General features: G+C 38.2%; 10 protein-coding genes. 2 read left to right on the top strand and 8 right to left on the bottom strand.

Annotation, left to right across the window (positions count from 1 at the left end; all coding sequences use genetic code 11):
• The first annotated feature begins 48 nt into the window (after positions 1-48).
• Positions 49-909 carry an alpha/beta hydrolase gene (locus tag EWM59_RS01960; protein ID WP_207219930.1) on the top strand — a complete coding sequence of 287 codons (861 nt, stop codon included), beginning with the start codon at positions 49-51 and terminating at the stop codon, positions 907-909.
• 99 nt (positions 910-1,008) lie between these two features.
• Here the strand turns inward: EWM59_RS01960 and EWM59_RS01955 are convergent, their stop codons facing one another.
• From EWM59_RS01955 to EWM59_RS01930, 6 genes are all read right to left on the bottom strand, one after another.
• Entirely contained in the window at positions 1,009-3,669 is a 2,661-nt protein-coding gene (locus EWM59_RS01955; RefSeq protein WP_229239256.1) for an ABC transporter permease, read from the bottom strand.
• Between the two features lie 98 nt (positions 3,670-3,767).
• Complete coding sequence (locus EWM59_RS01950) at positions 3,768-6,410, bottom strand: permease prefix domain 2-containing transporter (RefSeq protein ID WP_130019259.1); 2,643 nt, start codon at positions 6,408-6,410, stop codon at positions 3,768-3,770.
• Positions 6,411-6,476: 66 nt separating this feature from the next.
• Complete coding sequence (locus EWM59_RS01945; protein ID WP_130019258.1) at positions 6,477-6,815, bottom strand: PadR family transcriptional regulator; 339 nt, start codon at positions 6,813-6,815, stop codon at positions 6,477-6,479.
• A gap of 298 nt (positions 6,816-7,113) precedes the next feature.
• Positions 7,114-7,332, bottom strand: a complete 219-nt coding sequence (locus EWM59_RS01940) for a hypothetical protein (protein ID WP_130019257.1) — start codon at positions 7,330-7,332, stop codon at positions 7,114-7,116.
• 105 nt (positions 7,333-7,437) lie between these two features.
• Entirely contained in the window at positions 7,438-8,190 is a 753-nt protein-coding gene (locus EWM59_RS01935; RefSeq protein ID WP_130019256.1) for an NYN domain-containing protein, read from the bottom strand.
• Between the two features lie 34 nt (positions 8,191-8,224).
• Positions 8,225-8,473 (bottom strand): hypothetical protein, encoded by a 249-nt coding sequence (locus EWM59_RS01930; protein WP_130019255.1) that lies wholly within the window; start codon positions 8,471-8,473, stop codon positions 8,225-8,227.
• 172 nt (positions 8,474-8,645) lie between these two features.
• Here EWM59_RS01930 and EWM59_RS01925 point away from each other — a divergent pair, with 172 nt between their 5' ends.
• Positions 8,646-9,674 (top strand): DUF1152 domain-containing protein, encoded by a 1,029-nt coding sequence (locus tag EWM59_RS01925; protein WP_130019254.1) that lies wholly within the window; start codon positions 8,646-8,648, stop codon positions 9,672-9,674.
• Between the two features lie 146 nt (positions 9,675-9,820).
• Here the strand turns inward: EWM59_RS01925 and EWM59_RS01920 are convergent, their stop codons facing one another.
• Both EWM59_RS01920 and EWM59_RS01915 read right to left on the bottom strand, forming a co-directional pair.
• Entirely contained in the window at positions 9,821-10,561 is a 741-nt protein-coding gene (locus EWM59_RS01920) for a response regulator (protein WP_130019253.1), read from the bottom strand.
• Positions 10,558-12,237 (bottom strand): histidine kinase dimerization/phosphoacceptor domain -containing protein, encoded by a 1,680-nt coding sequence (locus EWM59_RS01915; RefSeq protein ID WP_207219929.1) that lies wholly within the window; start codon positions 12,235-12,237, stop codon positions 10,558-10,560. Before EWM59_RS01915 ends, EWM59_RS01920 begins: the two co-directional genes overlap by 4 nt.
• Positions 12,238-12,544 lie beyond the last annotated feature (307 nt).

Raw genomic sequence — 12,544 nt, 5'->3', positions numbered from 1 at the left:
ATTCAATCAATCCTGCTTAAATTGATGGCTTAAATGCAGAACGAAAATATGAAATTTCTTAAAATTTACTTATTAGCCTTTTTACCTATTATCAGTTCCGGACAAAATACGCACCAACCAACTAACAGTAAACCTTTTGTATTAGGACAAATCGATGAAATTCAGTCAACACAATTAGCTGAAACAAGAATACTGAATATTTATCTGCCTGAGGGATACGCACCCGAAGATACTACCCGATATAGTGTGGTATATCTTTTAGACGGCTCAAAAGACGAAGACTTTATCCATGTAGCAGGTTTGTATCAGTTTAATTCTTTTCCGTGGATTAACCGTGTATCGCCATCTATAGTAGTAGGTATAGCTACTGTTGACAGGAGGCGGGATTTTACCTATCCAACCACTATTCAGAAAGACAAAGAAAAGTATAAAACCACAGGTGGTTCTGATAAGTTTATTGCTTTTTTAGAAAAAGAACTACAACCCTATATTGAAAAGAAATTTAAAGTCACTCAGTCTAAAACCATTATCGGGCAATCTTTGGGAGGGCTATTGGCTACAGAAATTCTATTAAAAAAGCCCGCTTTGTTTAATGAATACATTATTATAAGCCCCAGTATCTGGTGGGATAATGGCTCTTTATTAAATATCAATTCGGCAATTTTACAAGAGACCTTTAAGCAACAAACAAAAGTCTATATCGGTGTTGGAAAAGAAGGGCTTACACCTACTGAAATGCCGAGAGTGATGGAAGTAGACGCTAATCTTTTAGCTGAAAAACTACGCAGCAGTAAGAGCAAAAACCTGAAAGTCTATTTCGACTACCTGCCTGAAGAGAACCATGCCACTATCTCGCATCAGGCTCTTTTTAATGCTTTGCGATTATTGAATCCTATCGTTAGAGAGTAAACGTAATGTTTATTTTTAATAGAAAAACTAAACAAAAAAGACACGCCTTACACGTGCCTTTTTTAAACCTATGCCCCATGCCCTTAGCCCTATACCCTATCATTCCGACCGCAACGATTTTACGGGATTCATCAAAGCGGCTTTAATGGCCTGGAAACTGACAGTCAACAAAGTAATAAGCAAAGCACCTGCTCCGGCTCCTACAAAAATCCACCAAGATATATCTGCCCTATAATTGTATCTCATTACCCATTGATTCATAAAATAATACGCTATCGGAGAACCAATAAGCAAGGCAATACATACCAGCATCACAAAATCTTTAGATAGTAAAGCCCATAAATGAGCTACAGAAGCACCCAATACCTTTCTGACACCAATTTCTTTGGTTCGCTGTTCGGCTACGAATGACGCTAAACCAAATAAACCTAAACAACTGATAAGTGCCGCCAGAATAGTAAAAAACAGTGCTAATTTACCAATCCGTTCTTCATCGCCGAATTTTTTGCCATATAGTTCATCAACAAAACTATATACAAACGGACTTTCAGGATTATGTTTTCTGAAAACAGCTTCTACCTTACTAAGCGACTCTGAGGTAGGCATATCAGGAGAAAGTTTAACCAGAATCACATTCACAGAGCGGGAGTCAACAATGAAAAAAGAAGGAGCTACAGGACTGAAAGGATTTTCTTTAATCATGTCTTTAATTACCCCTATTACCTTATATGCTCTACCGTTTGTAGTAACTATTTCATTGAGAGGCTCTTTAAAACCCATTAATTTTAAAGCAGATTCGTTAAGAATCATCGCTGCTGAATCTGTAGAAAAAGTTCTTGAAAAATCACGACCTTGCAGAATCTGCCAACCAATTGTTTTTCCGTATTCGTGCGATACAAGATTAGCCATTAAGAGCGGTTTCCCTTGTTGGCTTTTGCCTTTCCACGATATATTGGTAGTGCCTCCTGACTGAGTGGTAATAGAACCTGCCGAAACACCGATTTCGTAGACTGCTCCTGTCTGCTGCAAATCGCTCTTTAATACTTTAAAATGCTTATAAAGCTCGGGGGTATTCATATTTACCTCAATCAGTTTATTGCGGTCATAGCCTACAGCACGGTTTTTAGCATATTGAATCTGACGAAAAACGACAACTGTACCAATAATTAAAGTAACTGAAACAGTAAATTGCAGTACCACTAATACCTTACGTGGGACAGACGCAAACCGCCCCGCCCTGAAAGTGCCTTTTAATACCTTAACTGCTTGAAAAGATGATAAGTAAAAAGCAGGATAGCTTCCTGCAACTAAGCCGGTAATAAGGCTAAACCCTAACCCTGTCAACCAAAAGAAAGGGTTTGTCCACAAAATGCCCACTTGCTTATCGGCTACCTGATTAAATACAGGCAATGCCAATAAAACTATGCTGATAGATAACACAAAGGCAAACAACACTACTAAAAAAGACTCGCTGAAAAACTGCATAATCAATTGCCCACGAACAGACCCAACAGCTTTACGGATACCCACTTCTTTGGCTCGTTTCTCAGAACGGGCCGTACTCAGGTTCATAAAATTGATACAGGCCAACAAAAGAACAAATGCCCCAATGATACCAAAAAGCCAGACAAATTCTATGAGGCCACCTGTATTTACTCCATCTTTAAAATTAGAATATAGATGCCATTTGCTCATGGGGTGTACAAAGAACTCTGGTCTGTAAGCAGGAGGGTCTGCTCTGTTTACTCTGATGTCTTTAATTTTTGCTGAAACCTTGTCAAAATCTGCGCCCGGTTTCAGTTGGGCATAAATCTGATACGAATTTGAGTCCCATTCATCTTTGTCTCTTCTTACATTTTCCCTGCTTGCCTCATACAAACTCCACGGAGCTAAGAAAAGTACCTCTTTAAAACTTGTATTGTATGGAAAATTCTCATAAACACCTACCACTTTTACACTCTCTTTATTATCAATTTTTATGACTTTATCCAAGGGGTTTTCCAAGCCAAAGAGGTCTTCTGCCAAAGACTCTGAAATCAATATGGCATTCACATCTTTCAAGCCATTTCTGTTACCCGTAATCATTTTTACGGATACCATATCTACAAAAGAGGGTTCTACATAATTACCGGTTTTCACCAGTTTTTTCTCTCCCGATGCCAATATCAATGAATGAGTATTTGAAGAAAGGCTGACCGCTTCAAAGTCGGGATACTTGTTTCTAAGCTCTGCCGCCAACGGAATAGGCATTACATCATAAGTGGCTTTTTCTACATCAAATTTTACAAACTGAAACAGATGCCCCAATCGGTCATAGTTACTGAAATGCTTATTATATGACAATTCATCATGTACCCATAACCCTATGAGCATAGTTACGGCCATACCTGCAGCCAGGCCAAAAATATTGATAAAAGAATAGCCCTTATATTTGAGCAGATTCCTGAATGCGATTTTAAAATAATTGCTAATCATAATTTGTATGTATAAAGGGGGTGATAATTCTTTGTTCCTTTTAAAAGCGAATGGCCTTATAAACCCGAAAACACTTTTGATATATTCCCGTCTGGCCGTTTTCTCGCCAAACAATCTCAGATTTTTCTCAAATCGCTCATACAAATCCCCCTGCACCTCTTCTAACAGATAAGGCGCACAAAACCATTCTAACAATTGGTCTGCCCAGCGGGGTGGCGTTGGTTGTTGCATACCCCTAACCGTGCGACGGTCGCCCCTAAAGGGGGATTTTTTAAAAATATTCATATTTCCTTTCTCAATTTCCAGTTATTACTGTGTAATCTGAATAAACCCTCGTGCGTAAGCAACTCCCCTTCAGGGACGGTCCGCCGCGCGGTCGGGGGCTACTCCGTCTTCAAAGTCTTCACCGGATTCATCAGTGCGGCTTTGATGGCCTGATAACTTACCGTAAGTACGGTAATAGCCATCGCTCCTATTCCTGCCAGTGCAAAAATCCACCACGATATTTCGGTATGATAGATATATTTCTTCATCCATTGACTCATAAAATAATAGGCTATCGGTGAGGCAATGAATAGCGAAATAATGACAATTAATACAAAGTCTTTTGATAACAAAGCCCATAAATTGCTTACCGAAGCTCCTAATATTTTGCGGATACCAATTTCTTTAATCCGTTGTTCAGCCACAAAAGAGGCTAAGCCAAATAAACCGAGGCACGAAATGAAGATAGCCAGTATAGCACAGAAATTGGCTAATTGTCCGATGCGTTCTTCAGCCGCAAATTTTTTAGCATACTCTTCATCTAAAAATTTGTATTCAAACGGAGCAGTAGGAACCAGTTTTTTGAAAACGGCTTCTATTTTCGGTAATGCTTCAGATGCGCTCACAGCCGGATTAATTTTGATATTGATAGTATTGGGTCCGCCATGACCTTTTATCATAAAAATAACCGGACTTGTAGGTTCATAAGGCGATTCCATAACCATGTCTTTAATCACACCCAGAATTTTGTAATGCACTCTATCTCTTTTCTGAAACTTCCAGCTTACATCCTCTCCTATCGGGTTTGTTAAACCCATATATTTAACAGCCGCTTCGTTCACAACCATACCTGATGAATCTGAAGCTAATTCACGCTTAAAATCACGCCCTTGTACAAACTGCCATCCTATGGTTTTGCCATATTCGGGTGTTACAACGAGCGTACCAAGGCTTTCGGTCTTGTCTTCGGTTTTACCTTTCCACTCCAATCCATCATTATTAGACCATATTCCGGTAGGTGCACCCATCGACTCTGACATTTCAACTACAGCCCCGGTACTCATGAGTTCGTTTCTCAATAAATCATGTTTCCCATAAAAATCACCTGATTTCATGCCTATCAGAATCACTCCCTCACGGGTATAACCCACCGGGCGGTTTTTAGCAAACTGAATTTGTTTGAACACGATGAGTGTACCGATAATTAAGGTAACCGAAACCGTAAATTGCACGACCACTAAAACCTTGCGAGGCACAGAAGCAAAACGCCCAACTCTGAATGTGCCTTTCAGTACTTTTACAGGCTGGAAAGATGAGAGATACAAAGCAGGATAACTCCCTGCCAGAAGCCCGGTTAAAAGAATGAATCCTGCACTGATTAGCCAGAAATAAGGATTAGTAAAAGGTACCATCATTTCTTTAGCCGCTAATTGATTGAACCAGCCCAAGCCAAGCAATACAAATAAAAGCGATAAAAAGAAGGCAAAAACTACGACTAAAAATGATTCACTAAAAAACTGCCAGATGAGTTGTACCCGCATAGAACCAATGGCCTTACGTACCCCTACTTCTTTGGCACGTTTTTCAGAACGAGCCGTACTTAGATTCATAAAATTGATACAAGCCAATAGCAGAACAAAAGCCCCTATAATACTAATCAGCCACACCATCCGCAAAGGTTCAGGGTCAACCTGTCCGTATTTATAATTGTATAAATGCCAGTCGCTCATGGGCAATAAAAACACCTCCGGCTTTCGCTCAGCCTGTTCCTTGAAAGCCTCACCTAAATTGTTTAAAACAGCATTTTTGATATTAGCACTGGCCTGAGCAAAATCAGTTTTATCGTTTAGCTGGGCATAGATTTTAATAAAGTGATTGTCCCAGTCGGTCGTAGCTCTTTCTCTTATCCATTTGTTTTGTGCCACCCACAAATCGAAAGGAGAAATAAATTTCACCTCATTGAATTGCGCATTCAGAGGTATATCTTCATATACTCCGGTTACTTTTACATTGATTTCATTATTGATTTTTACTACTTGATTGATAGGATTGCTATCGCCAAAAAGTGCCTGTGAAGTAGAGGCAGAGAGCATAATCGAGTTAAGGTCTTTCAGACCATCCCAGGTGCCGTATTGCATTTTCAAAGTCAGCATTTCAGGAGCTGAGGCACTCATAAATAATCCTTTGCGGGCTACCTTATTTTCTCCGGCTGTCAGAATATTGTCAACATTCCAAGAAGTAGCCATAATATGCTTAAAGTTGGCCTGATGATTGGTCTGGAGTTCAGTCAATAAAGGGTATTGCATAGAGGTACTGATACCAACCCCATCTTCATCTACTTCTCTGATTCTTACCTGCGCAATTTTGTCATAGTTCTGGTGATTCTTGTTAAAACTGAATTCATCATAAATCCAGAGACCAATGAGCATAGCTACGGCCATACCTGTAGCCAGGCCAAGAATATTAATAAATGAATACCCCTTGTATTTGAGCAGATTCCTGAATGCGATTTTAAAATAATTGCTAATCATAATTTTGTGATATAATGAAGGTGATACTTCTGTTTGTCGTTTCAAAGCGAAGGGTCTGATAAAACTTAAAACCCCTATGATGTATTCTCTACTGGCTGTTTTTTCTCCGAATACCCGCACATTTTTCTCAAATCGCTCATACAAATCCCCCTGCACCTCTTCCAACAGATGAGGCGCACAAAACCATTCTAACAATCGGTCTGCCCAGCGGGGTGGTGTTGGTTTTTGCATAGTATTTTTGCTTGGGGTAGAGGGCATGGAGCATGGGGAATAAACCAACTCCTTGGCCTCTGCTAATTATCTGGGTAAAGCTGACAAAATTTTTAATGGAATTGACTCCCACATACGGTTTCGTAATAAACGGATTTCGTCTAATGTGCGATTTCCCAAAGCTGTCAGTGTAAAGATGCGTTTTCTGCGTCCTCCCCTCTCAGCAGTAGCTTCTCCCATATGTGAAGAAACCATGTATTTTTCTTCTAATCGGTGTAAGGCAGCGTGTACTGCACTGACACTTACCGACCGCCCTGTTTGTTGCTCAAGTTCTTCGGTGATTGAGACTCCATAAGCCATATCACCCATTATCGCAACTGTTAATAAAACTATTTCTTCAAATTCACCTAAGTAAGTTCTTTTCATACAATTTCATTATTTCAACTTTTGTAGAACATATAATTCATACCTATCATACGGGCTTTATATCTGGTAAATAAAATTATATCAACTTTTGTAGAACAAATGATATGCCAAGCCGGAAAATCCCCCAAAATGCGGTATTTTGAGTATTCTTAGCAAATTGAGGTGTCCGAAATCGTACAGTTGGCTTGTCCGAAAGCGTACGGTGAGGGATATTTTATTCTAAAGCTGACGCTATCAAACAAAAAATCCCACCACTCAAAGCGGCAGGATTCTATATATATGACTCAATGTTTTATCCTTATTTATCCGGTTCGGCAGTATCTTCACTTTTCTTCCCCGGCATCACAAAACCTTTTACCACATCACCAATCACAAACCCAAAATAAGCACCGATAGGAATCATGGTCTGCCATTGTGATTTGAGCGGACAAGTACCCGTAATACAACCTATTTCTTTCCAGTACAAATACCCTCCTACTGCGCCTAAACCTGTACCAATCCACGCTAAAAATTTCATATATTTTATCATTTGTCAAAAAAAGATATGAGTACAATTATACGAAAAGTCTTTTAATTAGTCTTATGTTGAAACAAAAAAACACTTTGAGATTGAAATAGAGTTTTAAGGAGATGCCGTATTTCTTCTGACTAACGGGTGATTGAAACCACCAACCTGATTTTTTATGACTGTATAATTAGGTAAACTTTCAAACAATTGTGTGAGGTTTTTGAATCCGAAAGCTCTGGGGTCAAAGGCAGGGTCTATTTTTCTGATAGTTATTCCCACTTTCGAGATATGTGTTTCTGTATCTTCGTTTACTGTAATATCAAACGCTTTATCAATAAGTGAAGCAAAGGGTGGCATAACAGGCGTATGATTTTTGCTTTTCTTTCTCTTTTTCTCTTTGATGCTTGTAACAGGTGACGTTATTTCAAGAGCGATGTTCTCGCAATAGGTAAATATTTCGCACGACTGCACAAATGCCATAGGTGTTTTCTTCTCCCCTATCCCCATCACAAAAACCCCTTCTTCTCTTATTCTTTTTGCCAGACCTGTATAGTCACTATCGCTTGAAACAATGCAAAAACCTCCTACTTTTCTGCTATGCAAAATATCCATCGCATCAATAATCAATGAGCTATCAGTAGAGTTTTTTCCGGTTGTATAGGCAAATTTCTGAATAGGATTGAATGAGAAATCATTCAGGCTTGTTTTCCAACTGTTTAGTGAGGTGTTTGTCCAGTCTCCATAAATTCTTCTGATAGTAGCCTTACCGTATTTTGATACTTCTTCAATAATTTGTTTCAGCAACTTTGGTTGTGCATTGTCAGCATCAATGAGTAAGGCGATATTGATAGAGCTTGGTAAATCCATCTAAATAGTTTATATGAGACTTATGGTGATAATTTTATTCCTTGAAAACCGAAATATTTATGATACCTCCTTTAGGAGAGAAAGAAGAATTATACTTGAGTTTTGCCTTATTAAGGAGACCGACAAAGCGCTTCAGTTTATCGTGTATAAGATCTCCATAGATTTTAATCATTAAACAAATCTTGCAATCGCTCTCGACAATTTCCTGCGGGCTGATTTCGCTTTTCTTCAGGGCGTACAGTATCTGAGCCTGAAAGGCTTTCTTTGTGGTTTCTTTTTTCATGGCAATGGTTTTCTAATGGCTGTCAGAGAATTTCTTCCCTGGATATAAGTAAAGGTAAACAAAAAACCATACAAAGCAAGCCAATCCAGATAATTCTATCTCTATTATAGGTTTTTCTTATCGAGAGGTGTTAAATAAAAACCTATTCCATAGAAAGAAAATCAATAGGCAGATGTGTAAAATAATAATTGCCATTGATAAAACAAACCATTTAGGCATTTTATCTATCTTTACCCGCATGAGTAATTTATCAACTATCCCTCTTTTTGAAAAACTCCAGCATGCACAGAATATCCTTATCTCCGGTGCAGGAGGTGGTTTTGATATTTACTGTGGCTTACCGCTCTATTTTGCTTTAAAAGCACAAGGGAAAAATGTAGTGTTAAGTAACTTATCTTTTACCTGGCTCTCCAATACCTCTGCCACAGAAGTATTTCCTTCCTGTTGGGAAATCAAAGCAACCAATCAGGTATTGAATGGTTATAATTATTTTCCTGAGAAATTTCTGGCAGAATGGTTCTTAAAACAAGGTGAATTAATCAGGATTTATGGCTTTGAAAAAACCGGAGCCAATACCTTAAAAAATGCTTTTAACTGGATTAAAGATAAACATCAGATTGATACGATAATTCTGATAGATGGTGGTACTGACAGCCTTTTGCATGGCGATGAAGAAGAATTAGGTACACCTACAGAAGATAGTTGCTCGCTGGCAGGGGCTTATGGTTCGGCAATACCTCATCAATTTTTAGTTTGCTTGGGTTTTGGAGTAGACCATTTTCATGGTGTTTCACATTATCTTTTTCTTGAAAATTTAGCTACACTTATCCGAACCGGAGGTTTTTTAGGCACTTTTCAGTTAATGAAAGAAATGGCTGAATTTGAGAAATACAAACAAGCAGTTGCCTACGCCAATGCAAGAATGCGTTTGCACCCAAGCATTGTTTCTAACTCTATTATCAGTGCCATTGAGGGCAATTATGGTGATTATCATGAAACAGACAGAACTAAAGGAAGTGAATTGTGGATAAATCCGCTGATGGGAATGTATTGGTGCTTTCAGTTAGAAAATGTTGTACAACAGCTTAAATACTTCGATTATATCAAATCCTCCGATACATTCAATCAGTTGAAAGATGGATTAGCTCAGTTCAGAGATACCCTCACTGATTTTCGGGACAATAGGAGGATACCTATCTGAAACCCATAAAAACGAAAAAAGCCCCTTTGCAGGGGCTTCAGGAATATTTAGGCAATAAGGTATTTAAAGAAATACTATATTGGTTGTGTCTGTTATCAGAACAATTATTGTCGTTATTGAGTTCCTTGTCTTCTTTTAGTCAAAGGTCAGGGAGTTCTTATTACTGCCAGTTTCTTCATCAGATCTGTTTTATTGCCTTCCGGTATCTGGATAGGACTCTCCTGATTTCTCATATAGAGATAATCTCGTTCGATACGCTCTATACAGTTAAGATTAATAAGCAAAGACCTTGACAACCGATAAAAATTAGGCGTAGAAAAGTATTGTGCCAGATGCCCTAAATTCATTGAAAACAGATAAGGATTAGTTTCGCTTATCATATAAACTTTTACATAAGATCCATCGGCTTTCAGGTATAGTACCTCCTGTTTAATCAATTTTTTCAAGCCCTTATCAAAGGGTAGAAAAATAGCTTCGGCTACTATAGGGTTAGAATTGGCAGTACTATTGGCTTTGTAATTATGATAGGCTAATTCTATCTGCAATGCCAGTTCATGATGCCGAAAGGGTTTCAGCAAATAAGCCGCCGGAGAAGTATCTTTGGCTCTCTGAAAAGTCTGACTTTCAGAGTTGGCTGTCAGATAAATAATTGGCATAGCATGCAATTTCAGTAATTCTGATGCGGTTTGAATGCCGTCATAAACCGAGTCTTTTAGTATAATATCAACAATAGCCATATCAGGTAACTGTTTTTTCAACGAAACAATGGCTTCATCAGAATTTCTGGCTATGGCTGTAATCGTATGCCCTGCTTTCTCAAGCGTTTCTTTTATGTCCACTCCTGTCATTACTTCGTCTTCAACAATCAGTATTTTCAGTACACTCATAGCAAAAAATCGGGTTTAAATTTCATGGTAAAGGTTGTGCCAGCAGAAGAGTTAAAGTTGTATGAGCTACGTAGTTGTGCAACCTGCATCTGAATCAGTTTCATACCGAATGATGTTTTAGCTGCTCCGGCAGATAAATTATTTTTCAATCCGGAACCATTATCTGCTATGGTTAATAGAAGTTCTTCTTTTTCTTTACTGCAAGTAATGGTTAACCGGGGTTCAGGATTATCCGGGAAGGCATATTTACAGGCATTAGTCACTAATTCAGTAATAATTAAACCAATAGGCAAAGCCTGGTCGGCGTTTAATTTTACAGGGGTAACTTTATAAGCTAATTCAACATGCTCATAAGCAAAGGTCTGCAATACTACTTCTACTATCTCTTTGATAAAATCGCCAAGATTAATTATGGCTAAGTCTTCTTTGTCATATAATTCCCGATGCAGAATAGCCATCGACTCTATTCTCAGCAGATTGTTCTTGGTGGCCTGTTTACTGGCTTCGTCAGAAAACTGATTGGCTTGCAAACTTAAAAGACTCGAAACCGATTGCAGGTTGTTTTTTACCCGATGATTTTGTTCGCGTATAAGCACCGCATTCCGCCTACTGATTTGTTGATTTTTGCGCGATAGCCTAAAATAAAAGAACCCTAAACCGACAGTTAATACCAACAGAGCCACAAGGGTAAATAAAAACAATTTTTGCGTTTGCATAACAGCAGTTGTCAAGCCAAGTTCTTCGTTCTTCTTTTTCAGCAAGGCTTCCTTTTTCTGTGTTTCATACTCTATTTCTAATCGGGTAATGGCTCCTGCCTGGTCAGCCAATAACTCTTTACGCTCTAAATCCTTTAAATTCTCTAAATGCTTAAAGGCTTTCTCCCATTGCTTTGTAGCTTTATAGTAATTCATATAAACTGTTTCCAGATTCCGAATCCAGGCATAGTTATGCAAATGTTTTTCTTCATAAAATTTTTGTGCTTCAGCTAAAATCCGGGGTACCTTTTCTTTCTGATTAAAAGCCAGATATGCTGAAGCTAAGAATAACATGGCAGATATTTTCTCGTTATCTTTCTTAAAACGGGTAAATTCGGCTAAAGACTGCTGAAAATAAGCAATGGCTTTAGGGTCTTTTTTAAATTGTAAAAGTTTTCCCAACGAAATACGGATATTAGCCAAAGCAATACTGTCTTTTAATACGACCGACAACTTCTCAGCTTTTTTATGATAAAAAAAGGCACTATCAACACTGAAACGTAAAATTTCTTCCTGATTTGATTTTTCTTGTAAGGCTTCATCTGCATACAGTTCTCCTATGCTCGTGTAAACACGCATCAATCCTATATTGGATTTAATACGTCTGAAAATACCTTCGGCAGTTTTTAAATGTTTAAGCGCTTCATCATAATGCCCTTGTCTTTGTTCTTTCTCTCTGAGTCTGATATACAAGCGACCCAGTTCGTACGAATCACCGAATTTTTCCTGAATACGGAGCGATTTCATGAACCATACGTGAGAGGTGAGATAATTGCCGGCACTTAATTCAACTTTTCCTAATAAATAATAGGCTTCTGCAATCTGATGAGAGTCTTTTTTCAGGGTTGCTACTTTCAGAATACTATCTGCATAGGCTATTTTTTCAATATCTTCTGTTGAATAAGTAGTTTTTTGAGCCATAACAGCCTGATACCCTGAAAACAGGCTCAAGACTATGACCCAATAAAATACTTTACAGAAAAACATAAAAAATAAATTATTGGCCAAAACTAAAGAAAAAAAATGAATGGAAAGATTTTCGTATGGAGAAACCCGATTTTGACAAAGTAAAAAATCGCTTTCACAAAGTGTTGGTTGACTGACATGCTTTTGTTCCTGTATTTTAGATGTGCTATACTATAGAACCCAAAACACTGCGTTGCTAAAATTATTATCTATCGCACTCTTTTTTACAACCTAATCATCAGAAAACGGAACTGTTATTTTA

Source organism: Emticicia agri (assembly GCF_004168285.1).
Classification (GTDB): Bacteria; Bacteroidota; Bacteroidia; order Cytophagales; family Spirosomataceae; genus Emticicia; species Emticicia agri.
Note: the sequence above shows the minus strand (reverse complement) of the source record. Positions and strands in the feature narration are given on the sequence as shown.